The following is a 25,871-nucleotide window of genomic DNA, read 5'->3' on the forward strand; positions in this document are numbered from 1 at the left end:
ACATTTTGTTAACCATTGGCCAAGCGCACGCGGACAGGCGCGGGGCTTCCCCAGCCGGTTTTCAAGCCGGCGGATGCGACACACGGCGATGGTTCGTAAGTCCGATCTTCAAGACGGCGCGACGTTGCTCAACGAAGCGGGATAGATTGTGCCGGCAAAAGGCTTATTGGCGCGAAAGGAGCGCGAGACCGCGCCTGATTTCGCGCGAGGCGCCCACTTTCGCGCGCATGGCGCGAGCCGGACTTTCACCGACCCCGTTCCAAATTCATTCAAATTTTATCAATCGGCGCTGCGCCCCCTTCATCGCCTGAGGACCGCCATGTCCAACTTCATCAGCCAGCTGCATGACGCTTCTTCGAAAGCGCTGCGCTATTTCCGGTTCCCGCGCGACCTGCGCCTGATCCGGCAGCAGCTCGGGCAATTGTCGCGCGAGCTTTCGATGGCGTCGGACGCGCGCTACGCCGATCCTCGTCATCTTTGCCGCCTGTCGGGACAGGTCTACAGCCAGAATTTCGAGGACGGCATCATCCAGGAAATCTTCCGGCGCATTGGAACGAAGGATCGCTTCTTCGTCGAGATCGGCGTTGGCGACGGGCTTGAGAACAACACGCGCCTGCTGCTTGAAACGGGTTGGCGCGGCGTGTGGATGGAGGGCGATCCCGCGCTCGTCAGGCGCATCCAGAAGCGCTTCGCGGCCGAGATCGCGGCCGGCGATCTGACCGTCGTGCATGCGATGATCGACCGCGACAATGTCGAGCAGCTCATGCGCGACGCGGGCGTCCCCGAAGAGATCGATTTCCTCTCGGTCGACGTCGACTACAACACCCATCACGTCTGGCGCGCGATCCGGTCGTTCCGCTATCGCGTCGCCTGCATCGAATATAACGCGTCCTATCCGCCGAGCCTCTGTTATGAAGAGCGCTATGACGCGACCCGCATGTGGGACAAGAGCAATCGCTTCGGCGCGAGCCTGAAGGCGCTTGAGCGCATCGGCGAAGATCGCGGCATGACGCTCGTCGGCTGCGACTGGCACGGCGTCAACAGCTTCTTCGTGGCGAAGGAGTTGGTCGACGCGCAATTCGTTGGCCCGTTCACGGCGGAAGCGCAGTATCATCCGCCGCGCTATCAGTTCGAGGGCATTGCCGGCCATCCCCGCTTCGTGCCGCACTGATTGCGGCGCTCTTGGTTGCGACCCTGCCCGTGGCGTGAAAGTCTCGGGCGGGGGAAACGGGAGCGGCCATGACCGAGAGCTTTTTCACGCTTCACCACAATTCGATCTACGTCGCGGACGTCGATCGCAGCGCCGAATTCTATGCGCGCGTGCTCGGCCTGACCGAGATTCCGAACCGCGTTGGCCGATCGCACATCCGCTGGTTCGATCTCGACGGGCTGCGCTCGATCCATCTGATCGGCGGCGAACAGGTTGCGCGCGAGCGCCAGTTCTCGACGCATTTCGCGCTGGCGACGAAGCGCTTCGATGAGTTTCTCGCGCGACTCGCCGAGCATGGCGTCGTCCATATCGATCTCGCGCGAAAGCCCGGCGGCGTGCATGTCCGCGCCGATGGCGTCCGACAGACCTATTTTCAGGACCCGGACGGCCACTGGATCGAAATCAACGACGCCGTCTCCGGCCCCTGAGGCGTCGCCCACGACACGTTGACAGCGAGGCGTCCGCGAGCGCCTATTTCGCCCGTCGCAGGGACGGGGAGGCGCATGGGCGCCGCAGGAGATTTCGCGCGACAGCGCGATCGAATTTGCAAGCCGGCTTTGTTGTTGCGGGCCGTGGCGATATTCGCGTGTCTCGCCGCCGCCGGCTGTATCTCGCGGCCAGACAGCGGCGCGCTGGCGATCGTGAACGCGGCGCCTGAAGCTTCGACCGCCGACGTGTTCGTGGCGACGACGCGGGCGCGCGCGGCCGACGGCGAGGCTTTCACGTCGATGCGCGCGCCCGGCCTCAATTTCGGCCGCTACAAGATATCGATCCCGCCGAACCACACGCCGGCCGCGATCGAATGGCCGTCAGCGACGCCGGCCGATGCGAAAACGTCTTTCGCTGCGATCGACCGCTCGAATTTCGACGAGAAGAGTTTCCTTGCCGCGGTGGATCGGGCGGCGGCGGCGAAAGGCGGCCAGGCGATGATTTTCGTCCATGGCTACAATACGGGATTTGCGGAGGCGCTGTTTCGCGTGGCGCAGCTTGACCATGATCGCGGCGTGTCAGTCGTCTCGGTGCTGTTCGCCTGGCCGTCGAAAGGCGAGCTCACAGGCTATGTCGCGGATCGCGACAGCGCCGCCTATTCCCGCGACTATCTCGAGAAACTGCTCGGCGATGTCGAACGCCTGCCGCATGTGCGCAGCGTGACGCTGGCCGCTCACAGTCTCGGAAGCTGGCTTGCCATCGAGGCGCTGCGCCAGAGCCGCATTCGCGGCCGGCAACTGCCCAAGCTTAACGACGTGATCCTCGCGGCCGCCGATATCGACGTCGAACTGTTCCAGACGCAACTCGCGGCGATCGGCAAGCTCCACCATCCCATCACGCTGCTGACGGCGCAGGACGATGGAGCGCTCGCTTTCTCCAGGCGCATTGGCGGCAATGTCGACAGGGTCGGGCTTGCCGCGATCAACGAGCCGCGCGTCGCCGAAGCGGTGAAGAAATTCGGCGTGCGTCTGATCGACGTGACGTCGGCGCCTGCGCAGAGCAGCGTCAACCACGACCGCTATGTTTCGTCGGTTCCCGTGCTGGCGAAATTGCTGATGGGAGGCGCAGGCGAGGGCGGCCCGCCGCCGGGCGATCTCGCGCCCGGCATCTATGTGCTCGACGTCACCAGCAAATCGCTGGAGAACAAATAGCGCCGCCGCAGTTGATCCGCGACGGCGCGCCGGCCGCGATCAGCGGATCGGATAGGCGTATTGCAGGCCGCCCTTGGTGTAGAGCGCGTTCATGCCGCGCTGGATCTTCAATGGCGAAGCCGGCCCGACATTGCGCTCGAACGCTTCGCCGTAATTGCCGACATGCTTGATGATGCGATAGGCCCAATCGTTGGTCAGCCCCATGCCTTCGCCGAACTTGCCTTCGACGCCAAGCAGGCGGCGGATTTCCGGGTTGGTCGATTTCAGCATTTCGTCGACATTGGCCTGCGTCACGCCATATTCCTCGGCGTTGAGCATGGCGTAGTGAACCCAGCGCACGATGTCGGTCCATTGCTCGTCGCCATGGCGCACGGCCGGCCCCAGCGGCTCCTTCGAGATCACATCGGGCAGCACGACGAAATCGTCGGGCTTGGCGAATTTCAGCCGCTCGGCGGCGAGGCCTGACGTGTCTGTCGTGAAGGAGTCGCAGCGGCCTGACTCGAACGCCTTCACGCCTTCCTCGTTGGTGGCGTAGGCGATAGTCTCGATCTTGATGCCGTTCGAGCGGGCGAAATCGGCGAGATTCATTTCCGTCGTGGTGCCCTGCGCGACGCAGACGGACGCGCCATTCAGCTCCTTCGCGCTCTTCAGGTTGAGCGACTTGCGCACTATGAAGCCCTGGCCGTCGAAGAAGTTGATCGCCGGCCAGTTCATGCCAAGCGAAGTGTCGCGCGACAGGGTGTAGGTGGCGTTGCGCGCGAGGATGTCGACCTCGCCAGCCTGCACGACGATGAAGCGATCCTTCGGCGCCGTCGGCTTGAAGATGATCTTGGTGGGATCATTGAAGATCGCGGCCGAGATGGCGCGGCAATAATCGATGTCGAGGCCGCGCCAGACGCCCTTGTCGTCGGCGTAGCCGAAGCCGGGCAGGCCGAGATGCACGCCGCAGACGAGCTGGCCGCGCTGCTTGATGATGTCGAGCATGCCGGCTTTCGTGGGCGCTGTGAATGACAACGCCGCGCCTGCGAGCGTAGCGAGCGCGAACAATTTTCGTCTTGTCGATGTAATGCGCATGATTTTCCCCTCTTTGTTTTGAACCTGTTGTTTGTTTACGCGGCTATCGCCGCATCGACCGCGTCGCCAAGCCGTTCGACAATCGTGTCGATCGTGGCGGCGTCGGTGATGAAGGGCGGCGCGACGAGCACATGATCGCCCCTGACGCCATCGCTCGTTCCGCCCATGGGATAGACCATGAGGCCACGCGCCATCGCCTCGTCCTTGACGCGCGCGTCGAGCTTCCGCGCGGGATCGAACGGCGCCTTCGTGCTGCGGTCGGCGACGAATTCGACGCCCATGAAGAGGCCGCGGCCCCTGATGTCGCCGACATGGTGATGATTGCCGAAGCGCTCGTTGAGGCGCTGCCGCAGCCGCGCGCCCATGGCGACGACGTTGTCGAGCAACCTGTCGCGCTGGATCACCTGCTGCACCGCGAGCGCGGCGGCGCAGGAGAGGGGGTGTGCGAGATAGGTGTGCCCATGCTGGAACATCTTCGAGCCCTGCTCGAAGGCGCGGAATATCTTCTCGCCGATCAGCACGCCGCCGATCGGCGCGAAGCCGCCGCCAAGGCCCTTCGCGATCGTCATCAAATCGGGCGACACGCCTTCCTGCTCGCACGCGTGCAGCGTTCCCGTGCGGCCCATGCCGCACATGACCTCGTCAAGGATCAGCAGCACGCCATGGCGGTCGCAGACCTCGCGCACGCGCCGGAAATAACCAGGAACCGGCGTCACGGCGCCTGCCGTCGCGCCGACGATAGTTTCCGCGACGAAGGCGATCACTGTCTCGGGGCCGAGCTCCGTGATCTTCGCTTCGAGCTCCTGCGCCAGCCGCTCGCCATATTGCTCCGGCGTCTCGTCTGCAGCGCGGTCGCGATATTCGTAACAGGGCGAGACATGGTGCGTTGGAATGAGCAGCGGCGCGAACTGCTCGCGCCGCCACGCGTTGCCGCCGACGGCGAGCGCGCCGAGCGTGTTGCCGTGATAGCTCTGGCGCCGCGCGATGAAATGTTTGCGCGCTTTCTCGCCCTTCTCGACGAAATATTGCCGCGCAAGCTTCAGCGACGTTTCGATCGCCTCCGATCCTCCTGACACGAGATAGACATGAGTCATGCCCTTTGGCGCATGCGCGACGAGATGATCGGCGAGCTCTTCCGCGACTTCGGTCGTGAAGAAGCCGGTGTGGGCGTAGTCGAGGCTGTCGATCTGGCGACGCATCGCCGCGAGCACGTCGGGATGGCCATGGCCGAGACAGGAGACGGCCGCGCCGCCGGAGCCGTCGATATAGGTTTTTCCGTCGCGATCGGTGATCGTGAGGCCGCTCGCGGTCGCGGCGACGGGGTAGGGGCGTCCGATCGTGCGATGAAGAAGATGGGTCATCCGCTTTTTCCTTTCCTTGTCTCGGCGCTCGCGGCTGGCGCGCGCGTGATGCGACTCCAGAGCCGGTCGACGGCCGGACTGGCGCGCGAACGATCGCGATAGGCGACGATGTGCAGGGTCAAATTCCAGGGATCGTCGGCGACGACGCCAAGACGCCCCGCCTCGATTTCCGGCTCAGCGATGCAATCGGGCAGCCAGGCGACGCCATGGCCCGCAATCGCCATGCGGCAGAGCGTGTCGGACATGTCGCTTTCGAACATGCGCTGGCCGCGCAACGGCCGGTTGGCGTTGTCGATGAGCAGATCGACCATGCGGCCGAGATAGGTGCCGCGCGAATACATCAGCAGCGGCAGCGCCTGTTCGGCCGAGCCCGGCCAGATGTTGCGCATGCGCGATGCGAGCTTCATGGCGGCGCAGGGCCTCAATGCTTCGGCGCCGAGCGGCGCGCGCTCATACTGATCGGGATTGAGATCGATCGGCTGCGACGCCGTGTGATAGCAGATGAGGAGATCGGCGGCGCCGGCGACGAAAGAGGTCACCGCGTCATGCACATTGCTGGGGATGGCCTGACAGGAGAGGCGTTTTCCCGCGTCCCAGGCCGACCACCATGTCGCGAAATGTCCGGTGGCGAGCGCGTGCGGCAACGCCACGCGGATGTGATCGCGCCGGCTCGTCAACTCGCCCTGGAGATCGGCGCGCGCATCGACGATCTGTCGCACGATCTCGGCCGCGTGTTCGCGAAAGCGTTCGCCCTCGGGAGTAAGGCGCGTCGGAAACACGCTGCGATCGATCAAGGTCGCGCCGACCCAATGTTCGAGCGACTGGATGCGGCGGCTGAACGCCGCCTGCGACACGTTGCGGCTGGCGGCGGCGGCGGTGAAATTGCCGCTCTCGGCGACCGCCAGAAAATCCTGCATCCAGCGGACGTCCATGTCGGGCTCAGTTGAGACGCGCGGCGGCGTCGAGCGAGCGCGCGACGCAGGCCCGCGCCAGCGCATCGGTGGCGTCGATCAAGCGCGCCTGCCAGCGGCTTCCGGCGAGAGCGAGCGGCAGCTCGGTGCAGGCGAGCAGGAAATCATCGTCGCTGTCTGCGAGATGTTCGAGCGCGGCGTCGGCTGCGATGCGCGCTTCATCGATCGCGCCGGCTTTGACGAGGCGGATCACCGCGTCGATTTTCTCCTGCGTCGCCGCGTCAGGCGCGCGGACATCAGCGACGTCTGGCGGGATGCGGTCCTGATAGATGCGCGCGGCGACCGCGCCCGAGGTCGCAAGCAGCATAATGTCGCGACGCGGACGCCGCGCGATCTCGTCCGCCACGGCGTCGGCGATATGGATCATCTCGACGGCGGTCAGGTTCGCCAAACGGTCGAACCAGTGATGGGCGGTGTTGCAGGGAATGACGATCGCTTCGGCGCCGGCGCCCGCGAGCAGGCGAAGTCCGGCCGCCAGCGGCAGGAATGGCCCGTCATCATTGGCGACGATGGCGGCGCTGCGGTCCGGAATCTGCGGCACATGATGGACGATCATGGGCACATGGTCCTGATCGCGCTCGGCCGGCGTCAGCCGCGCGACCTTGGCCATGAAATCGACCGTCGCCAGCGGCCCCATGCCGCCCAGCACGCCGATCAGTCCTCGTCTGGGAACGCCCGTCATGGCGCCAAGACTGGCCGAGCGGGCCGCTCCGAGCCAATGCAAATTCTGCATCATGCAGGGATTGCATGATGCAGAGACGGCGAGGCGACGCGTCGTCCGCGGTGAAAGCGTCCGCGCGAAGCGCTGCCCGCTCAGCTCATCTTGGTCGCGGTCAGCGGCCCGTAGCGATTGGACAGGCCGCGCATCCGCGTCGTGCTGGTCAGCGGCTCCGGCGAGAAGGTTTCGATCGTCACGCCGCCATCGGCCGGATTCCAGTTGATGATGAACTTCGTGGGATCGGTCCAGGCTTCAACCGTGCCCTCGTTGAGCGGCATCTTGATCGGCGGCAGGGCGAGGTTCTTCGGCTTTTCCTTGGTGTAGGTCACGCCGTGCTGATCGGAGAAATAATAGTAATACTGGTTGCCGTCGTTCACGTCCCACCATCCCGGCAGCCAGTCGGGGATCGGCCGCATGTCGGCGTGATCATAGATGTCCCAGAACAGGATGCGGTGCTGGCCGAAGATCGCGTGTTCGTTCATGACCGCGGTCGCGCCGGGAATGCTGCCGGACTGAAGGATGCTCGTTCCGTTCCAGAACTCGGTGTGGAAGCCCAAGCCCCTGTCGCGAAAGGCGAGCAGGCCAGTGCGGTCCTTCAGATAATCCTTCATCTGGCGTTCGTTGCGCGCCGCGCCGGAGGAATCCTTCGTGACGAGTTCGCCCGCGCCATAGCGCTGCGCCAGATAATGTTCGAGCTCGTCGACGGCGCCGAGATAATAGCCGTTGCCGCCATAGATCTTCGGATTTTTGCGCCGCTGGCTGTTGGGATAGACCTCCTGGCCGACCGCGTTCAGCGCGTGGCTCACCTGGATGCAGCAGGGCGTGTTCTTGGGATCGCCGGGCTTCAGGTCCTTGTTGAGCTCATCCATGTAGTTCTGGATGGGGCGCGGCAACTTGTCGTATTTCGGGTAGTGCTTCTCGATATCGGCGAAGCTGACCCTGATGACGCCTCCATCCGGCATGGCGTCCTCCTTTTCCTGCGTATGTCCGTGGCCGCGGCGAGCGGCAGAGGCTCGCCGGGGCGTCTCACCCCCTTGCCTCCAGGAGACGACAGTTTGAGAGATCGCGCTGTGCGGGCGCGCACGGCGGCCTTGCGAGGAAGCGGTTGCTTGCGCACGGTGGAGGCAGTCGCAGATTGGCGATGCGCGCCACGATTTCGACTATCTGTTTGTGGAAGCGGTCGGCTCGCGGGGCGTTTCGGGACGCGTGGGGGATGATGCCTGCAATATCGGGCCTTGGACACCGGCGGCGCGCGTATCTCGCTCCGGCGCTGGCGGCGACGCTGATCGCGGCCATGGCCGGCGGCTGCGTGTCGCGGCCCGACAGCTCCGCGCTGAACCCTGTCGCCGCCGTCGCGGACGCCAGGACAGTCGGCGTCTTCGTCGCGACCAGCCGCGGGCGCGAGGAGGCGGGCCGCAACGTGTTCACCTCGGCGCGCGCGCCGGCGGCGAATTTCGCCCGCTTCGTCGTCTCCATCCCGCCCAACCACACGCCGTCGATGGTCGAGTGGCCGATGCAGCGGCCCGCCGATCCCAGCCAGTCTTTCGCCGTGACGGACCAGTCGGCGCTCGACCGGCCAAATTTCCTCGCGCAGCTCGACAAGGCGGCCGCGACGACGCGCGGCGAGGTGGTGATCTTCGTCCATGGCTACAACATGAGTTTCGAGGAGGCGCTGTTCCGTTTCGCGCAGGTGCAGCATGACAGCGGGCTCGCGATCACGCCGGTGCTGTTCGCCTGGCCGTCGAAGGCCGACCTCATGGGCTATGTGGCGGATCGCGAAAGCGCGGCCTATTCGCGCGACTATCTCGAAAGCGTGCTGAGCGACGTCAACCGGCTGCCCCATGTGCGAAAGGTCATTCTCGCCGCCCACAGCATGGGGTGCTGGCTGGCGATGGAGGCGCTGCGGCAATCGCGGCTCAATGGCGGGGCTGGCGTGTCGAAGCTCGGCGATGTCGTGCTCGCCGCGCCTGACATCGATATCGACGTATTCCGGTCGCAGCTCGAGGCGATCGGCAAGCTCAGGGAGCCGATCACCGTGCTCGCCTCGCCCGACGATCAGGCGCTGGCGTTTTCGCGGCGGATCGGCGGCGATGTCGATCGGGTGGGCGCGGTCTCGGTCGAGGATCCCCGCGTGCGCGAGACGGCCCGGCGCTACGGCGTCCGGATCATCGACATCAGCTCAAGCGCGTCCGACACGCCGCTCAATCACAACCGCTATGTGACGTCGGTGCCGGTGCTCGCCCAGATCGCCGCGAGCGGCGGGCGCGGCCGCGGCATCGTCCTCGACGCCGGAACCTATGTGCTGGATTCCGCCGCCCGGACGCTCCTGCTCAAATAGCCGCGCGCCGACGTCCGCGACGCTTCCAGCGCTTGCCAAATCGGCAAGCGTCCTGTAACGGCCCGCCCATCCCTCAGACGGAGATCGGGGTTCCCCTTGGGAATTCCATCCGGTGGCCGGGCCAAAAGCCCAGCCAGCCTCCGTCGACGTTCCAACCGGAGAAGGCAGATATGGCTCTTCCTGATTTTTCCATGCGCTCGCTTCTGGAAGCCGGCGCGCATTTCGGTCACCAGTCCCACCGCTGGAACCCGAAGATGGCCCAGTACATCTTCGGCGTCCGCAACAACATCCACATCATCGACCTCGCGCAGACCGTGCCGATGCTTCATCGCGCCCTGCAGCAGGTGTCCGACACCGTGTCCGGCGGCGGCCGCGTGCTGTTCGTCGGCACCAAGCGCGGCGCCTCCGAGGCGATCGCTGAAGCGGCGAAGCGTTCGGCCCAGTATTTCGTCAATTCGCGCTGGCTCGGCGGCACGCTGACCAACTGGAAGACGGTGTCGGCCTCGATCGCGCGTCTGCGCAAGGTCGACGAGCTGCTCGCCGGCGGCGCCGGAGCGGCCGGCCTGACCAAGAAAGAGCTCCTGATGCTCTCGCGCGAGAAGACCAAGCTTGAGCGCGCGCTCGGCGGCATCAAGGACATGGGCGGCGTGCCCGAGCTGATCTTCGTCATCGACACCAACAAGGAGCAGCTCGCGATCAAGGAAGCGCGCCGCCTCAACATCCCGGTCGTGGCGATCGTCGACACCAACAGCGATCCCGATGGCATCACCTTCCCGATTCCGGCGAACGATGACGCCGGTCGCGCCATCGCGCTCTATTGCGACCTGATCGCGCGCGCCGCGATCGACGGCATCGGCCGCGGCCAGGGCTCCTCGGGCGTCGACCTCGGCGCTTCCGAGGCCCCTGTTATCGAAGCGCTGCCGGCGGCCAACGACGCCGCGCCTGCGCCTGCCGCGGAAGCGGCGGAGACGCCGGCCGAGGCGTTCGAGACTCTCGCCGCGCCGCGTGGCGCGCCTGACGATCTCACCAACCTCACGGGCGTTGGCCCGCAGCTTGAGAAGAAGCTGAATGAGGGCGGCATCTTCCACTACTGGCAGCTCGCCGCCATGACCCCGGCCGACGAAGCCAAGGTCGACGCCGACCTCAAGCTCAACGGCCGCATCGCCCGCGACGGCTGGATCGACCAGGCGAAAAAGCTCATCGAGGCCTAAGAGTCTGGAGCGGCGCGCGCTCAAACGGAGTTGCCGCGCCGCTCTATCTTGTTGTTGGTCGCAACGTTATCGCGGAAAACCGGTTCCCACTTTTCCGCACGTTGCTCCAGCTCCGCTGATCACACGGAGATCACACATCTCCGCGACAAGGCCCGGCGGTTTTCCCCCTGCCGGGCTTTTGATTTCAAACGATACGAGGACATTCCGATGGCGAACATCACCGCAGCGATGGTGAAGGACCTGCGCGAGAAGACCGGCGCGGGCATGATGGACTGCAAGGCCGCGCTCAACGAGACCAATGGCGACATCGAGGCGGCGATCGACTGGCTGCGCAAGAAGGGCCTGTCGAAGGCCGCCAAGAAGTCCGGCCGCATCGCCGCCGAGGGCCTGATCGGCATCTGGAACGAGGGCGTCAAGGCCGCGATCGTCGAGGTCAATTCCGAGACCGACTTCGTCGCCCGCAACGATCATTTCCAGGGCCTGGTGAAGATGGTGGCGCACGCCGCCTGGAAGACCGGCGAGGATGTCGAAGCGATCAAGGCGGCGAAGGCCGGCGACGGCACGATCGGCGATGCGATTGCGTCGGCGATCGCGACCATCGGCGAGAACATGACGCTGCGCCGCGCGCGCGTGCTGACGGTCGCTGACGGCGTGATCGGCGCCTATCTCCACAACGCGGTCGGCGAGGGCCTCGGCAAGATCGGCGTGCTCGTCGCGCTCGAATCATCAGGCGACAAGACGCAGCTCCAGGCGCTCGGCCGGCTCATCGCCATGCATGTGGCGGCGACCAATCCGGTCGCGCTCGATCTCGCCGGTGTGCCGGCCGACGTAGTCGCGCGCGAGAAGGCCATTCTCGCCGAAAAGAACGCGGGCAAGCCGGCCCATGTGATCGAGAAGATCGCGGAGTCGGGCCTGAAGAGCTTCGCCAAGGAGAACTGCCTGCTGGAGCAGGTCTCGATCCATGCCGAGCATGCGGGCAAGACGGTCGCGCAGGCTGTCAAGGAGAGCGAAGGCAAGGTCGGCTCATCCGTCAAGGTCGCGTCCTTCGCGCGCTTTGCGCTCGGCGAGGGCATCGAGAAGGAAGAAACCGACTTCGCCGCCGAGGTGGCCCAGCAGGCCGGCCTCAAGAAGGATTGATTCGGAAACGAATTGAATCGGTTGAGCTGATAAGCTCAACGAATGAAAGAGCGGCCGCGCGGCCGCTCTTTTGTTTTTCAAGGAGAGTCAGGCCGGCTCTGGGGCGAATTCCGGCGCGTTCGCTCCTGCTTTCGCCCGCGCTTTCAGAATCTCCGGCACATGTTGCTCGGACCATTGCAGAATCTGATCGAGAAGGTGGACGAGATCCCGACCCAGCGGCGTGAGTTCATAGTCGACGCGCGGCGGGATCACGGGAAAGATCGCGCGGCTCACCAGGCCGTCCCGTTCGAGCAATCGAAGCGTCTGGGTGAGCATCTTGGGCGTGACGCCTTCGAGCTTGCGTGTGAGCTCTCCGAAACGCTGCGGCCCCCCGCGGAGCGAGCATACGACCAGGTAGGTCCACTTGTTCGCCAGCACTTCGAGCACCGTGTGAGACGGGCAGGTCCGGCTGAACACGTTGTAGCTGAAGATCTTTCTATCCATGAGGTGACTATATATCAAAAAGGTGATTACTCGACAATCGATATTGACTATCCAATGTATACGGCTCCTATCCTCAGGAGGCGTTCATGCGCGCGATTGTTCAAGATCAGTTCGGCGGGCCCGAGGTTCTTCAGCTCAAGGATGCGCCGCCGCCGAAACCGCTGCCGACCGAGATCGTGGTTGGCGCGAGGGCCGTCGGGATCAATCCCGTTGAGGCTTATATCCGCGGCGGCCAATTCCCGCTGCTCGGCCAACCGCCGTTCATCCTCGGCTGGGACGTTGCCGGCGTCGTCGAAACAGTCGTTCCCGGCGTCAACCGCTTCGCCGTCGGCGACGAAGTCCTGGGCATGCCGTTATTTCCGCGGGCCGCTGGCGCTTATGCCGAGCTCGTCGCGGCGCCTTCGCGCCATTTCGTGCGCAAGCCGAAAGCTCTGAGCTTCGCCGAAGCCGCAGCGCTTCCGCTCGTGGGCCTGACCGCCTGGCAGAGTCTTGTCGACACAGCCGGCGTGAAGAGGGGCGATCGCGTGTTGATCCACGCGGCCGCCGGAGGCGTTGGGCACGTCGCCGTGCAGATCGCCAAGGCTTTGGGCGCGCATGTGATCGCTACGGCGAGCGCGGAAAAGCGCGATTTCGTGCGCGGCCTCGGAGCCGATGAAGTTATCGATTACCGGACGACGCCATTCGATAAGGCCGTGCGCGATATTGACGTCGTTCTCGAAACGGTCGGCGGCGATTATGCCGAGCGTTCATTCGCGACGTTGCGTCCGAATGGCTTGCTGGTGACGATTGTCGATCGGATGAGCCAGACGTTGCCTGTGAGAGCGAAAGAGCTTGGCGTGCGCTTCGCCGGCGTGGCCGTCGAGCCGGATGCACAGGGCCTCGCAGAACTGATCAAGCTCGTCGAGGCTGGCAAGCTGAAGCCGCATGTGGAGCAGACCTTTCCACTCGAACAGGCGGCGGACGCCCATCGCTTCCTGGCCGGGCGGCCAAAGGGGAAGGTCGTGCTGACCGTTTAAACGCTGCCGGGGGACGGGCTTCTCGGCGGGTTGTTGAGCGCCGACTTCAATCGCTCGCCAACGCTGCGCGCAGCGCCAAAGAGGGGCCTCATCGCCAGCGAGCGAGCTGTGTGAATAGGACTTGACGCCTACTGATTATAGTCCTATGCTGTGCTCATCCTCTCCCACACGGGGCGTCTCGCGAGCGTTTCGGGATGCGGGAGGGGAGCGGCGGCGGCTGCGAGGCGGGAGTAACGCCCCCTGAGCGGCTATGCCGGGCCCAAGACGCGAGGTTGTGAAGCGGTCCCAGGACAGATCGCCAAGCGCAGCTCTCCTATCCGGGAGGCTCCTCAAGGAGGCCTCATGTGAAGGGAACGCCGCGCGGGAGAAAGGGAAGGCCAAAATGTCCGCCCTCCCGCGCCTCGCGGAGCAAGCCTGAAAACGCCGCGCGCGGGGCGGTCGGTTCGCTGATCTGGCGGGCTGACACCTCAAACACCACTCTTTCGCGCGAGCCGTCAGCGTCGCGCGAGCCAAACCGCCCCGCGCTCCCTCTGAGGGGCAGGCAAGCGAAGAGGACGAAGAGAAGATCAAAGCGGAGAGGAAATTGAAGCCGTGCGAGAGGCGCGGGCGACGACGCGTTGCGTCGCGCCGGCGATGATGCTTGCGCATCGCGCCGGGAATTGGCGCGCCACCCTCCCCTTGAGGGGGAGGGTCGATCCGAGCGCCAGCGAGGATCGGGGTGGGGTGAATTTCAAGCCCCATCGATACACCCCACCCCGGCGTCGCTTCGCTCCGCCGACCCTCCCCCTCAAGGGGAGGGTGGCCGCAACTCCCGAACGCCGCGTCCGGGATGACGAGGAGGTCGAGCCCGCGCTTCCGCCAATCATTAAACCTCGAACGATCGGGACTGACTTTCCGTTCACGGTTGCTTGCTACGCTGCCCCAGATTTCCGTCCGCGTAGCCCCCCGATGCTGCTTCATTTGCAGAATGTCGTTCTTGAGATGATCGCCAAGGGCGTCTCGCTCCAGGCGACAACCGACCGGCTTTGTCTGGAAGTGGAGGCGCTCGCGCCCGGCGTGATCTGCTCCGTCCTGACGGTCGACGAGAAGGGCCATGTGCATCCGCTCGCGGGCCCGAGCCTGCCGGACGCCTATTCCGACGCGCTGGACGGCATCCTGATCGGGCCGAATGTCGGCTCGTGCGGAACCGCGGCCTATCTCTGCAGGCCGATCACCGTCGTCGATATCGAGACCGATCCCTTGTGGGCCGACTTCAAAGGGCTCGCGCTGCCGTTGGGCCTGCGCGCCTGCTGGTCGAGCCCGATCTGCAACGGCCAGGGCCGCGTCATCGGCACCTTCGCCTTCTACTACCGGACGCCGCGGGGGCCAACGCCTCTCGAAGAAAGCATCGTCAAGACCTGCGTGCATCTCTGCGCCATCGCGCTGGAGCGCAATGAGCGCGTGCTCGAACGCCAGCGGCTCGCCTATACCGATGCGCTGACCGGGCTCGGCAATCGCGCCAGCTTCAACAATGCGATGCTGGAATTGTCCTGCGCGCGCCCCGGCGCTTGGAGCCTGCTCGTCGTCGACATCGACAATCTCAAGATCATCAATGACACGTTCGGCCATCGCATCGGCGACAGGCTGCTGAAATCGGCCGCCGCGCGTCTTGGCCAAGTCTGCGCGCCGAACCGCGCGTTCCGCCTCGGCGGCGATGAGTTCGCCGTCATCCTCGACGGAGCGAATTCAGGCGATGTCGAAAAGATCGCCGCCGATATTCTCGAAGCGCTCGCCGAGCCGGTCGAATGCGACAGCCATATCGTGCCCTCGACCGCCACGATCGGCGAAGCGACTGTCTGCGAGCGCCATGCGACGGCGGAAGCGGTGCTGCAGGACGCCGATTTCGCGCTCTATCACGCCAAGGAAACCGCGCGCAGCCAGCTTGTGCGCCATACGCCTGGCCTCGGAACCAAGATCGCCGATCGTTTCCGCGCCATCCGCGACGTGTCCGAGGCGCTCGACGATGATCGCGTCGACGCGCATTACCAGCCGATCGTGCGGCTGGAGACGCAGGAGATCGTCGGGCTCGAAGCGCTCTGCCGTTTGACGAAGAAGAATGGCGAACTCGTGCGCGCAGCCGAATTCTATGAAGCCACGTCGGACGTGAAGGTCGGATCAAGACTGACCCAGCGCATGCTCGCGCGCGTCGCGGCCGATGCGCGCGGCTGGCTCGATCTCGGCGTTCCCTTCAGATACGTGACCTTCAACGTGTCATCGGCGGATTTTCTCAGCGGACATCTCGAAGAAAATCTGACGAAGGCGTTCGAGAATGTCGGCGTGTCGCTGAAGCATGTCATTCTTGAAGTGACGGAGACGGTCTATCTCGGCCATCGCGACCGCTCGATCGCGCGCGAGATTCAGGCGTTGCGCGCCAGAGGCGTGCGCGTCGCGCTCGATGATTTCGGCACCGGCTTCGCGTCGCTGACGCATCTGCTCACTGTGCCCGTCGACATCATCAAGATCGACAAATCCTTCGTCGACCGGCTGTCGCCGGGCAGCGGCAGCGCCGCGATCGTCGAGGGCCTGCTGTCGATCGCGGAGAAACTCGGCTGCGAGGTCGTGGCGGAAGGGATCGAGTCGGAAGACCAGGCGCGACAGCTGCGCGCGCTTGGCTGCCATTTCGGGCAGGGCTTCTATTATTCGCGCGCGGTCAGCCGTCTCGCCGCGACCAGCCTGCTCGCCGGCGCGTCGCTCCGGCCGCAATCGGCGCTCGATCTCTCTGCGCCCGCGGTGGAGCCGAGAAAGGCCGCCCGCGCGGCCTGATCCGAAGCCGCGTTTCAGGCGCGCGGCAACGCCTTTTCGACGAGGCTCGTCCAGTAGCGCAGCACGTTCGGCACGATCGCGTCGTTGAAGACGTAAGCGTCGCCATGCAGGCCTTCGCCGGGACCGGCCTCGCCGGCGCCGATCCAGGCGTAGCAGCCGCCGGCAGCGCGGATCATGAAGGCGAAATCCTCGCAGCCGAGGCTTGGCGCGAATTCGGTGAGCACGTTGTCCGCGCCGACTGCTGATGTCGCGGCTTCGACCGCAAGCCGTGTTGCGTCGGCGGCGTTGATGACGGGGGGATAGCCCCTGACATAGTCGAGCTTTGCGCTCACGCCATGAGTTGCGGCGACGCCGTTCGCGATGTCGCGCAGGAGCTTCTCGCATTTGTCGGACAGCGCCGGGTCGAAGAAGCGGCATGTGCCCTGAAGCCAGACTTCCTTGGGCACGATGTTGCCGACATTGCCGCCATGGATCTGCGTGAGACTCACAACGACAGGCGTTTGCGGATCGACCGCGCGGCTGACGATGCGCTGCACGGCGCCGACGAATGCGCCGGCGGCGAGAATGGGATCATCGCCGAGATGCGGCATCGCGACATGGGCGCCGACGCCGGAGAATCTGATTTCGAAATTATCGACGGCCGCCATCTGCGGTCCGATGCGCGCGGCGATCATTCCCTGCGGAACGCCCGGCCAGTTATGGACGGCGTACACCGCCTCGACCGGAAAACGCTCGAACAGGCGGTCTCCGATCATGCGCATCCCGCCGCCCTCGTTCTCCTCGGCGGGCTGGAAGATGAAATAGACGGTTCCATCGAACGTCGGGTTCGCGCTCAGCAGCTTCGCCGCGCCGAGCAGCATCGCGGTGTGGCCGTCATGGCCGCAGGCGTGCATCACGCCATGCTTGGTCGACGCGTAGGGGAGGCCGGTGTTTTCAATGACGGGCAGCGCGTCGAGTTCGGCGCGCAGGCCGATCGCGCGCGCGCTTGTTCCGTTGCGCAGCACGCCAACGACGCCTGTTCCGCCAACGCCTTCGTGAACCTCGAGGCCGAAGGATCGCAACTTGTCGGCGACGAAGCGCGCCGTCTCCGTTTCCTGAAAGCCAAGCTCGGGATGGGCGTGAATGTGATGGCGCCAGCCGACGACCTCTGGCGCGACGGCGGCGATGGGATCATTATGCAGCATCGAGTTATCTCATGCGCCGATGTTTCGGCTTCGGGTTCGCTGCTTGAATAGGAGAGGGATCTGGCGAGCGTCTTGAACAGGATTGACCGGAGCGGAGAGCCCGAGACGTCGGAATTCTGGCGACATGCCTGCTTCCCCGATCTCGCGATGCTGAAAGCGCGCTTCACGCGCCATCGCTACGAGCTGCACACGCATCCGACCTATGTGATTGCGCTCATCACGGAGGGCTGCGAACGCGTTCGCATCGGCAGGGAGAGCGTGCTGGCGCCGGCGGGAGCGACGCTGATCGTTAATCCCGAGGAATGGCATGACGGCGAGGCCGGAGGCGAAGAAGGCTGGGCCTATCGGACGTTCTATCCCACGGTCGAGCTACTGACGGACATTGCAGCGGAGCTCGGCCATGACGGCGCGCCGCTGTTCCCGCGCGCGGCGTTGCATGATGCTGAACTTGCGCAAAGGCTCGCGCTGGCTCATCGCGATTCCGTTTCAGGCGACGCCCTCAGCGCGGAGACGACGATGCTGTCGGCGCTTCGTCATCTCATTGTTCGCTTTGGCGACTGGAGCGGGCGGCGCGAACAATATGATCGCGCAGGATCGCGATACAGGCTGTCGCTCTATGAGCAGACGATCGAAGACAATCTTGGCGACGCGCTTGATCTCCAGCGTCTGGCGCGGGTCGCAGGCGTGACGCGATTTCAGGTGATCCGCGACTTCACGAAAATGATTGGCGTCACGCCGGCCGCCTTCATCAGGGATCGCAGATTGCGGCGCGCGCAGCATCTCATTGAAGGCGGCGCCGGTCTGGCGGACGCTGCGTTCGCTGCGGGCTTCGCCGACCAGAGTCATCTCTCTCGCGCGTTCCGCGCCGCGCATGGCGTCACGCCGGGAAAATTCAGAAGGGCGAACTGAAGCGATCAGTGCGCCGCAAGCAATCCCGGCAGGTCGGCGAGCATGCCGTCGCGGGCGCGCACGCCAGCGGGCGACTCGTCTGGCCCGTCATCCTTGATCAGGCGCGCGAACAGGATGGAGCGATCGCCCTTGATCGCCCAGCCGATGAACCAGCCGAACTGCTTGGTGCGATCGACGCCGCCATTCGCGCCTTCCTGAAAGCCGGAGCCGGTCTTGCCATAGGCTTTCCATCCGTCCGCCAGGGGAAATCGCGGCATGACGGCAAAGGTCTTGTCGACGGCTTCGGACGAGACGGGAAGTTGTCGGTTCCACAACTTCGTCAGGAAGATGATCTGCTGCTCCGGCGTGATCTTGAGCGAGGAGCTCAGCCAGGCACGCGTGAGCCCGTCATCCCGCCCCGGATTGCCTGAGATGTCGCGGTTTCCGTATTTGAACTTGTTGACGTAGTGGCGGAATTTTTCAGCGCCTAGCGTTCGCGTCAGAACCTGCGAATACCAGACGACGGAGTCGCGCATCCAGATCGTCGGGTCGGTCGTCTTCTTCCAGCTCGCGTTCCAGGTCGCGTAGTCCTCGCGATAGGGCCATGCCGGCGCATTGGCGTCGACGAGCACGCCGGAATCGAAGCCCATCAGGGCGAGAGCGACCTTGAAGGTGGAGGCGGGGCTGGTCGGCGTTCCACATTGCTCGCCGCTGCGGGACAGAATTTCACCGGAGCCGGCGTCAGCGATCAGGGTGCAAACGGGGGCGGCGACGGCCGCTCCGGCGAGGCCGAGCCAAAGGGCCGCAGCCGATAAGACGCGCTTCAAATCCGGGGTCTCCAGCGCCGACTCGTCCAGCGGCGGAAGCGGGAAATCGTCAGGATTTCCGGCCGATTGATGGCGATGGGGACTCAGGCGGCCATGCGGCCGTCATAGGCCGCCTGGGCGGCCTGCACCGCGCCGATATGAGTCTCGGCCCAGATACGCAGGGCGTCGACCGTGGCAACCAACGTCTGGCCGAGCGGCGTGATCGCATATTCGACAGTGACCGGGACAGTTGCGAACGCGGCCCGGCTGACGAGCCCGTCGCGCTCCAGGCTCTTCAGGGTCTGGGACAGCATCTTCTGGGACAAGCCGCTGATGCAGCGGCGCAATTCGTTGAAGCGGCGCGGCCGCTCGGCCAGCATCAGGAGGACAAGGGTCGCCCATTTGTCGGCGATGCGATCGAGCACCTGCCGGGTCGGGCAATTCACATCGAACACGTCGCCGTCGCGCATCGGTTTCCTCGAAGTGACCAGGTGAAGAAATAGTGCCTTCTTTACACCTGTAGTCATAAACGACATCTGGTTTCCATAAGTTACTACTGCAATGGAGACCTCAATGAAAGTCGCTTTGATCGGCGCCACCGGCTTCATCGGTTCGCGCCTGCTGGCCGAACTGACCTCGCGCGGCCATGACGTCACCGCCATCGTTCGCAATCCGGAGAAGGTCCCTGCGGGCCCGAAGGTCGTCGCGAAGAAAGGCGACGTGTTCGACGCTGCTTCTCTCGGCGCGCTGCTGAAGGGCCATGACGTGGTGATCAGCGCGGTGCATTTCAGCGCCAGCGATCCCAAGGCGCTGATCGCGGCGGCGAAGGCGTCAGGCGCGAAGCGCTACCTCGTCGTCGGCGGCGCCGGCAGCCTCGAAGTCGCGCCGGGCAAGAAGCTGTTCGATATCCCGGAATTTCCGGCGATGTATCTCGCCGAGGCGAAGAAGGGCGGCGAATTCCTTGACCTGTTGCGCGACGAGAAGGACCTCAACTGGACCTTCTTTTCGCCGGCGGCGATGATCGAGCCCGGCGAACGCACCGGCAAATTCCGCCTTGGCGGCGATCAACTCGTCGCCAACGAGAAGGGCGACAGCCGCATCTCCGCGGAAGATTACGCTGTCGCGCTCGTCGATGAGCTCGAGACGCCGAAGCACGAGCGCAAGCGTTTCACGATCGGCTACTGAGAGTGTGAAGCCGTCGTGGCCGAACTTGCGACGGCTTCACAAATCGATCTGATAGCGGATGAAGGGCGCGCGCTTGGCGACGCGTTCATAGAGCCGTCGCGCCGTGCCGTTGAATTCCTCCGTCTGCCAATAGAGCACAGCCGCGCCATGCTTCTTCGACGCCTCGGTGACAGCGGCGATCAGCCGACGTCCAATCCGTTTGCCGCGCGCTTCGGGAATGACGAAGAGATCCTGAAGATAGCAGTTGCCGCCCATCGACCATGTCGACTGATGGAAGAAATACTGCACGAGGCCAAGCGCATCGCCGTTCTCGTCGATCGCGATGAAGCCTCTGATTTCGTCGCCGGCGATCAGCCGCGTCCATGTGAATTCGGTTGCTTCGGCCGGCACGGTCTTTTCGTAGAAGGCGATATATCCAGCCCAGAGCGGCTCCCATTTCGCGCGGTCGCCTGCTTCAACAGGGCGGATGACAATTGATGACATCGATAGGTTCCTCCGCAGCGTTGCGCTGTTTGAATATCTGAAACGAGACGCACTACAGGCGATGCGTTGCGCGCATTCCAATGAATGATGTTGACGCTATCGATATGAACGCGTGATGCGGCGGCGCCACAGAAGATCAGAGAACAACGATACGCGCGCCGCATTGACGCTACGGCTTGCCATTTCGAATCACCGCTGATAGAAGCCAGTTATTCGGCTTTACGCTCAACGCCGGGAGGATTGCATGATGACAGTCATCTGCTTTACCGCGCCGGCCGTGGATATGTCCCGACTTTAGAACGGGATTATTCGCGGCCCGCCAAGCAGGCCGCGCAGCCGGAAACTCAGTTTCCATTCCATCATTAGTCGAGTCTGCGCTGACGCGCATGCGCGTCGCCGACTCTCATCATGTTCGGGAGCTGGCCGCTCATTGCAGCGCCAGGTTCATCCTCATGTCTTCTCGTCCCCTATCGGGGCGCGCCAATCCCTTTGCGGCGGCGCTCCGATTCACCTTCGGCCATTGGGGCCGACAGAAAATCACTGTCGCGCTCGTTGCGTTGACCGTCATCGCGACAACGGCGGCTGATGTGTTCATCCCGCTTTTCGCGGGACGCATGATCGATGCGGTCGCGACTTCGCTCGATCGCGCCGCTGCGTTCGACGCGGCGTTGCATGCGCTCGCGGCGATGCTCGCTTTGAGCTTCACATGGCTGCTGTTCCGGCACCTTGGTTTCGTCGGCGTCACCTTCATGACCCTGAAGGTGATGACGGAAGTCGCGCAGGAGACGTTCGCGCGCGTGCAGCGCTTCTCCACCGACTGGCACGCCAATCATTTCGCGGGCTCCACCGTGCGAAAAGTAACGCGCGGCATGTGGGCGCTCGATCTGCTGCACGACACGATCCTGATGGCGATCCTGCCGTCGCTGATCGTGCTTGCGGGCACGACGATCATGCTCGGAATTTACTGGCCGCTGCTTGGCGTCATCGTGCTTGCGGGATCGATCGTCTACGTCGTCGTGACGCTGGTGCTGTCGCTGTCCTGCGTCGCGCCCGCGTCGCGGCTGGCGAATGGTTGGGACACGCGGCTTGGCGGCGCGCTCGCGGACGCGGTGTCGTGCAATCCTGTTGTGAAGGCGTTCGGCGCGGAAGCGCGCGAAGACGCGCGCCTCGCAGGCGTTCTCGGCAAGTGGCGGCGGCGCACCAAGCGGGCCTGGCTGCGCGGCACCAACGCTGGCACGGCGCAAAACGTGATGCTGCTGACGCTGCGCGGTTCGGTGCTGGGCGGCGTGCTGTGGATCTGGTCGCGCGGCGCGGCGAGCGCTGGCGACGTCGCGTTCGTGCTGACCTCCTATCAGGTTGTGCACGGCTATCTCCGCGACATCGGCATGCACATCCATAACCTCCAGCGTTCGGTGAACGAGATGGAGGAGATGGTTGTGATGCACACCGAGCCGTTCGGCGTCGCTGACAAGCCTGATGCCGAGCCGATCGAGGTGAGCCGTGGCGAGATCGCGCTTGAGAATGTGACCTTCCATTATGGCGGTCACGTCGAGCCGCTCTATCGCGACTTCTCACTGAAGATCCGCGCAGGCGAGAAGGTCGGCCTCGTCGGCCGGTCGGGCTCGGGCAAGACGACCTTCGTCAAGCTCGTGCAGCGGCTGTACGATGTGTCCGACGGCCGCCTGACGATCGACGGGCAGGATGTGGCTCATGCGACGCAGGCGAGCCTGCGCGCGCAGATCGCGATCGTGCAGCAGGAGCCGATCCTGTTCCATCGCTCGCTGTCGGAGAACATCGCCTATGGTCGTCCCGGCGCGACGCAGGCCGAGATCGAACGCGCCGCGAGGCTCGCCAACGCGCACGCCTTCGTGACGCGGCTGCCGAAAGGCTACGCGACATTGGTCGGCGAGCGCGGCGTGAAGCTCTCGGGCGGCGAACGTCAGCGCATTGCGCTGGCGCGCGCCTTCCTCGCGGACGCCCCAATCCTCATCCTCGATGAGGCGACCTCGAGTCTCGACTCGGAGTCGGAAGCGCTGATCCAGGAGGCGATGGAGCGGCTGATGGTCGGGCGCACCACTGTTGTTGTGGCGCATCGACTGTCCACGGTGCGGGCGATGGACCGCATCCTGGTGTTCGACCGCGGCCGGATCGTGGAGGAGGGCGATCACCTGACGCTCGTCCGCCGCGAGCGCGGGATCTATCGCAGCCTGTTCGAACGGCAGGCGCTGGAGCTCGCGAAAGGCGTCGCTGCGTGAAGCGGCAGGGTCCGCCGTCCCCCGGGGCGGCGGGCCTTGCCATTCCCGGCAAATCGGGGCGTATAGCCGCCCATGCCGAATCCAGCCTATCGTCGCGTTCTTGTGAAGCTCTCGGGCGAGGCCTTGCAGGGGCCCGGCGAAGCGGGGCTTCACGGCCCGACTCTGGTGGCGATCTCCAACGATATCGCTGAGGCGCGCCGGGCCGGCTTTGAAGTCGCTGTGGTGGTCGGCGGCGGCAATTTCTTCCGTGGCGTCAAAGGCACGGCGCAGGGCATCGACCGCGTTCGCGGCGACTCCATCGGCATGCTCGGCACCGTGATGAATGCGCTCGCGATCGAAGGGGCGCTCGTTGGTCATGGCTGCGAAGCGCGCGCCATGAGCGCGGTCGCCATGCCGACGCTCTGCGACACCTATGAGCGCAATATGGCTCGCCGTCATATTGAGGCGGGCAGGGTGGTCGTCCTCGGCGGCGGGACCGGCAATCCGCTCTTCACCACCGACACGGCCGCCGCTCTGCGCGCGGTTGAACTGTCCTGCGACGCGCTGTTGAAGGCGACCAATGTGGATGGGGTCTACACGGCAGACCCCAAACTCGATCGGACCGCGACGCGCTATGAGCGCCTGACCCATGACGAGGCCATCGCGAAGGACCTCAAGGTGATGGATACCGCGGCTTTCGCGCTTGCCCGGGAGAGCCGCTTGCCAATACTCGTCTTTTCGATTCAGGAACCCGGCGCGATCACCGCGGTGTTGACCGGCAAGGGCCGCTTTACCGCGGTCGTTCCCTGACTGGGCCGCAGCGCGCCGCCCGGCAAAGTAGAATGGGAGTTGAATATCATGGCCGCCCCGCAGCCCTTCGATCTCGCCGACCTCAAGCGCCGCATGCAGTCGGCGATCGGCGCCTTCCAGCATAACCTGCAATCGCTTCGCACCGGCCGCGCCAATCCGAACCTGCTCGATCCGATTCAGGTCGACGCCTACGGCGCCATGATGCCGCTGACGCAGCTCGCCACCGTGACCGTTCCGGAGGCGCGCATGATCAGCGTGCAGGTCTGGGATCGCTCCATGGTGACGCCGGTTGAGAAGGCGATTCGCGATTCCAATCTCGGCCTCAATCCCAACACGGAAGGCCAAGTTATCCGTCTCAGGATGCCCGACATGACCGAACAGCGCCGCAAGGAGCTGGTGAAGGTCGCGCACAAATACGCCGAGGACGCCAAGGTCGCGGTCAGGCATCTGCGCCGCGACGGCATCGATGTCGTCAAGAAGCTCGAGAAGGACGCGCATCTGTCGAAAGACGATTCGGCGCGCGATCAGGACCTCGTGCAGAAGGCGACCGATCAGCATGTCGCCGAGATCGACAAGATGCTGGCTGTCAAGGAAAAGGAAATCATGCAGGTCTAGGCGCTGATGCGCGGATCTGCGGGAGGACATTCGTGAGCGGAGGGCAGCCCGTGGCGACGGAAGCGCGCAGCATTCCGCGTCACGTCGCGATCATCATGGATGGCAACGGACGCTGGGCGGCCGGACGCGGATTGCCGCGGCTGGAAGGCCATCGCCGCGGCGTCGAGGCGTTGCGCCGGACCGTGCGCGCCGCGACCGATCTCGGCGTCGAATATCTCACCTTCTTCAGCTTCTCCTCCGAAAACTGGCGGCGGCCGGCGCAGGAAGTCTCCGATCTCATGGGGCTTCTCAAGCTGTTCATCCGGCGCGATCTCGCGACGCTGCACGATTCCAATGTGCGCATCCGCGTCATTGGCGGCCGTGACGATCTTTCGCCCGATATTCGCGCGCTGCTCGACGAGGCCGAGACGACGACGCGCGGCAACACCGCGCTGACTCTGGTGATCGCCTTCAACTACGGCGCGCGCGCCGAGATCGTCCGCGCCGCACGGCGGATTGCGCTTGGCGTCATGGAAGGCGTGATCGCGCCGTCCTCGATCGACGAGAATCTGTTTGCGCGCCATCTCGATACGACAGGCATTCCCGATCCCGATCTGCTGATCCGGACGTCAGGAGAGCAGCGCGTGTCGAATTTCCTGCTCTGGCAGCTCGCCTACACCGAGTTCGTCTTTGTCGAACAGCATTGGCCGGACTTCGACAGATCGACTCTTGAAGACGCAATCCGTGAGTATGGCAGGCGCGACCGTCGTTTCGGCGCGCTGTCGTCGGCGGAGGCCAAGGTCGGGTGACCGACGCGCCGGCCCCCGCGGGCAAGCCTGTTTCAGATCTCAGATTGCGCGTCCTTTCGGCGCTCGTGCTCGGCGTCGCGGTGCTGGCGGCGACCTGGGTGGGCGGCTGGGCCTTCACGATCGTCTGGTTGATTGGCTCAAGCCTGGTCGTCCACGAATTCCTGACCATGGCGGGCGCGCGTTCCTACGTGACGATGCTGGTTTCGCTCGTTGGCGCGCTGCTGACGGGATTGTGGGCGCACGATATGGCGCAGGGCGCTGCGGGTCTTGGCGCCGGCGCGCCGCACGCGCTTCTCACGCTCTTGCCGATCGCCTGTGGATTGCTGACGGCCATGGCGGCTCGCAGTGGAGCGCGGCTCTGGGCCTTCTGGGCCGCGCCCTACGCGTCAGTGCTGGCCGCGACGCCCGTCGTCGCGCGGGGCGAATATATCGGCGGTCTTTCGCTCGTCCTCTGGCTGTTCGCCACGGTCTGGCTGACCGACATCGCAGCCTACTTCGCAGGACGCGCGATCGGCGGGCCGAAACTCTGGCCAGCGGTCAGTCCGAAGAAGACCTGGTCAGGCGCGATCGGCGGAACCGCGGCCGGAGTTGCGGCCGGGTTGGCGATCATTACCGTCTTCGGGCGTCCTCCGCTCTTTGCCTCCTGGTCGGTCTTCGGCGTCGCGGTCTTCACGCTCGCGGCGTCCATCGTGTCGCAGGCGGGCGATCTCGGCGAGTCCGCCATGAAAAGGCGATTCGACGTCAAGGATTCGAGCCATCTGATCCCCGGCCATGGCGGCCTGATGGACCGGCTCGACGGGTTCTGGGCCGCCTGCGTGTTGCTCGGCGCGACAATCCTCCTGGTCGAAGGCGGTTGAAGCGCCATTGACCATCTGGCGCGTTCCCCCCCTGGCGCCCTTGCCCGGCGGGGCGAACGC

At 64.7% G+C, this 25,871-nt stretch carries 25 protein-coding genes; 15 read left to right on the forward strand and 10 right to left on the reverse strand.

Features of this window, described 5'->3' with window-relative positions; translation table 11 throughout:
* Positions 1-319 precede the first annotated feature (319 nt).
* The 3 genes from L8F45_RS08055 (at position 320) to L8F45_RS08065 (ending at position 2,850) form a co-directional block, all read left to right on the forward strand.
* On the forward strand, positions 320-1,171 hold the full coding sequence (locus L8F45_RS08055; RefSeq protein ID WP_342362354.1) for a class I SAM-dependent methyltransferase: 852 nt from the start codon (positions 320-322) through the stop codon (positions 1,169-1,171).
* Between the two features lie 68 nt (positions 1,172-1,239).
* The gene (locus tag L8F45_RS08060; protein WP_342362355.1) at positions 1,240-1,638 is read left to right on the forward strand and encodes a VOC family protein; all 399 of its coding nucleotides are present in this window, start codon (positions 1,240-1,242) and stop codon (positions 1,636-1,638) included.
* Positions 1,639-1,713: 75 nt separating this feature from the next.
* Positions 1,714-2,850 carry an alpha/beta hydrolase gene (locus L8F45_RS08065; RefSeq protein ID WP_342362356.1) on the forward strand — a complete coding sequence of 379 codons (1,137 nt, stop codon included), beginning with the start codon at positions 1,714-1,716 and terminating at the stop codon, positions 2,848-2,850.
* A 39-nt stretch (positions 2,851-2,889) separates the two neighbouring features.
* On the opposite strand, the gene L8F45_RS08070 is transcribed toward L8F45_RS08065, so the two are convergent.
* The 5 genes from L8F45_RS08070 to L8F45_RS08090 form a co-directional block, all read right to left on the reverse strand.
* Entirely contained in the window at positions 2,890-3,924 is a 1,035-nt protein-coding gene (locus L8F45_RS08070; RefSeq protein ID WP_342362357.1) for an amino acid ABC transporter substrate-binding protein, read from the reverse strand.
* A 35-nt stretch (positions 3,925-3,959) separates the two neighbouring features.
* On the reverse strand, positions 3,960-5,285 hold the full coding sequence (locus L8F45_RS08075) for an aspartate aminotransferase family protein (protein ID WP_342362358.1): 1,326 nt from the start codon (positions 5,283-5,285) through the stop codon (positions 3,960-3,962).
* Positions 5,282-6,217, reverse strand: coding sequence for a LysR substrate-binding domain-containing protein (locus L8F45_RS08080; protein WP_342362359.1), 936 nt, complete (start codon positions 6,215-6,217; stop codon positions 5,282-5,284). The genes L8F45_RS08075 and L8F45_RS08080 overlap by 4 nt, the downstream gene beginning before the upstream one ends.
* A gap of 7 nt (positions 6,218-6,224) precedes the next feature.
* Positions 6,225-6,992, reverse strand: a complete 768-nt coding sequence (gene cuyB, locus L8F45_RS08085) for a cysteate racemase (protein WP_342362360.1) — start codon at positions 6,990-6,992, stop codon at positions 6,225-6,227.
* Positions 6,993-7,069: 77 nt separating this feature from the next.
* On the reverse strand, positions 7,070-7,936 hold the full coding sequence (locus tag L8F45_RS08090; protein WP_342362361.1) for a T6SS effector amidase Tae4 family protein: 867 nt from the start codon (positions 7,934-7,936) through the stop codon (positions 7,070-7,072).
* Between the two features lie 251 nt (positions 7,937-8,187).
* On the opposite strand from L8F45_RS08090, the gene L8F45_RS08095 reads away from it, so the two are divergent.
* The 3 genes from L8F45_RS08095 (at position 8,188) to tsf (ending at position 11,660) form a co-directional block, all read left to right on the forward strand.
* Entirely contained in the window at positions 8,188-9,312 is a 1,125-nt protein-coding gene (locus L8F45_RS08095; RefSeq protein ID WP_342362362.1) for an alpha/beta hydrolase, read from the forward strand.
* 170 nt (positions 9,313-9,482) lie between these two features.
* A complete protein-coding gene (locus L8F45_RS08100) occupies positions 9,483-10,523 on the forward strand; it encodes a 30S ribosomal protein S2 (protein ID WP_342362363.1) in 1,041 nt (346 codons plus the stop codon).
* 207 nt (positions 10,524-10,730) lie between these two features.
* Positions 10,731-11,660 carry a translation elongation factor Ts gene (tsf, locus tag L8F45_RS08105; RefSeq protein ID WP_342362364.1) on the forward strand — a complete coding sequence of 310 codons (930 nt, stop codon included), beginning with the start codon at positions 10,731-10,733 and terminating at the stop codon, positions 11,658-11,660.
* 87 nt (positions 11,661-11,747) lie between these two features.
* Here tsf and L8F45_RS08110 read toward each other — a convergent pair whose 3' ends face one another.
* Positions 11,748-12,143: a winged helix-turn-helix transcriptional regulator gene (locus L8F45_RS08110; RefSeq protein WP_342362365.1), complete on the reverse strand. Its 396-nt coding sequence runs from the start codon at positions 12,141-12,143 to the stop codon at positions 11,748-11,750.
* 86 nt (positions 12,144-12,229) lie between these two features.
* Between L8F45_RS08110 and L8F45_RS08115 the strand changes: the two genes are divergently transcribed.
* Positions 12,230-13,159 (forward strand): NADP-dependent oxidoreductase, encoded by a 930-nt coding sequence (locus tag L8F45_RS08115; RefSeq protein ID WP_342362366.1) that lies wholly within the window; start codon positions 12,230-12,232, stop codon positions 13,157-13,159.
* 948 nt (positions 13,160-14,107) lie between these two features.
* Positions 14,108-15,961, forward strand: a complete 1,854-nt coding sequence (locus tag L8F45_RS08120) for a bifunctional diguanylate cyclase/phosphodiesterase (protein WP_342362367.1) — start codon at positions 14,108-14,110, stop codon at positions 15,959-15,961.
* Between the two features lie 14 nt (positions 15,962-15,975).
* On the opposite strand, the gene L8F45_RS08125 is transcribed toward L8F45_RS08120, so the two are convergent.
* A complete protein-coding gene (locus L8F45_RS08125) occupies positions 15,976-17,145 on the reverse strand; it encodes an amidohydrolase (RefSeq protein WP_342362368.1) in 1,170 nt (389 codons plus the stop codon).
* A 72-nt stretch (positions 17,146-17,217) separates the two neighbouring features.
* On the opposite strand from L8F45_RS08125, the gene L8F45_RS08130 reads away from it, so the two are divergent.
* The gene (locus L8F45_RS08130; protein ID WP_342362369.1) at positions 17,218-18,054 is read left to right on the forward strand and encodes an AraC family transcriptional regulator; all 837 of its coding nucleotides are present in this window, start codon (positions 17,218-17,220) and stop codon (positions 18,052-18,054) included.
* 5 nt (positions 18,055-18,059) lie between these two features.
* Here L8F45_RS08130 and blaOXA read toward each other — a convergent pair whose 3' ends face one another.
* Both blaOXA and L8F45_RS08140 read right to left on the reverse strand, forming a co-directional pair.
* Positions 18,060-18,860, reverse strand: a complete 801-nt coding sequence (gene blaOXA / locus L8F45_RS08135; RefSeq protein WP_342362370.1) for a class D beta-lactamase — start codon at positions 18,858-18,860, stop codon at positions 18,060-18,062.
* A gap of 83 nt (positions 18,861-18,943) precedes the next feature.
* Complete coding sequence (locus L8F45_RS08140; RefSeq protein ID WP_342362371.1) at positions 18,944-19,309, reverse strand: winged helix-turn-helix transcriptional regulator; 366 nt, start codon at positions 19,307-19,309, stop codon at positions 18,944-18,946.
* 103 nt (positions 19,310-19,412) lie between these two features.
* Here L8F45_RS08140 and L8F45_RS08145 point away from each other — a divergent pair, with 103 nt between their 5' ends.
* The gene (locus tag L8F45_RS08145) at positions 19,413-20,024 is read left to right on the forward strand and encodes an NAD(P)-dependent oxidoreductase (protein WP_342362372.1); all 612 of its coding nucleotides are present in this window, start codon (positions 19,413-19,415) and stop codon (positions 20,022-20,024) included.
* A 36-nt stretch (positions 20,025-20,060) separates the two neighbouring features.
* Here the strand turns inward: L8F45_RS08145 and L8F45_RS08150 are convergent, their stop codons facing one another.
* Positions 20,061-20,507 (reverse strand): GNAT family N-acetyltransferase, encoded by a 447-nt coding sequence (locus tag L8F45_RS08150; RefSeq protein ID WP_342362373.1) that lies wholly within the window; start codon positions 20,505-20,507, stop codon positions 20,061-20,063.
* A gap of 452 nt (positions 20,508-20,959) precedes the next feature.
* Here L8F45_RS08150 and L8F45_RS08155 point away from each other — a divergent pair, with 452 nt between their 5' ends.
* From L8F45_RS08155 to L8F45_RS08175, 5 genes are all read left to right on the forward strand, one after another.
* Positions 20,960-22,762, forward strand: a complete 1,803-nt coding sequence (locus L8F45_RS08155; protein WP_342362374.1) for an ABC transporter ATP-binding protein — start codon at positions 20,960-20,962, stop codon at positions 22,760-22,762.
* 72 nt (positions 22,763-22,834) lie between these two features.
* Positions 22,835-23,551, forward strand: a complete 717-nt coding sequence (gene pyrH / locus L8F45_RS08160; RefSeq protein WP_342362375.1) for a UMP kinase — start codon at positions 22,835-22,837, stop codon at positions 23,549-23,551.
* A gap of 48 nt (positions 23,552-23,599) precedes the next feature.
* Positions 23,600-24,166, forward strand: coding sequence for a ribosome recycling factor (gene frr / locus L8F45_RS08165; RefSeq protein WP_342362376.1), 567 nt, complete (start codon positions 23,600-23,602; stop codon positions 24,164-24,166).
* Positions 24,167-24,261: 95 nt separating this feature from the next.
* Positions 24,262-24,954, forward strand: coding sequence for an isoprenyl transferase (locus L8F45_RS08170; RefSeq protein WP_342363396.1), 693 nt, complete (start codon positions 24,262-24,264; stop codon positions 24,952-24,954).
* Positions 24,951-25,811, forward strand: a complete 861-nt coding sequence (locus tag L8F45_RS08175) for a phosphatidate cytidylyltransferase (protein ID WP_342362377.1) — start codon at positions 24,951-24,953, stop codon at positions 25,809-25,811. Before L8F45_RS08170 ends, L8F45_RS08175 begins: the two co-directional genes overlap by 4 nt.
* The last annotated feature ends 60 nt before the right edge of the window (positions 25,812-25,871 follow it).

This window comes from Terrirubrum flagellatum, from assembly GCF_022059845.1.
In the GTDB taxonomy this organism is placed as follows: domain Bacteria; phylum Pseudomonadota; class Alphaproteobacteria; order Rhizobiales; family Beijerinckiaceae; genus Terrirubrum; species Terrirubrum flagellatum.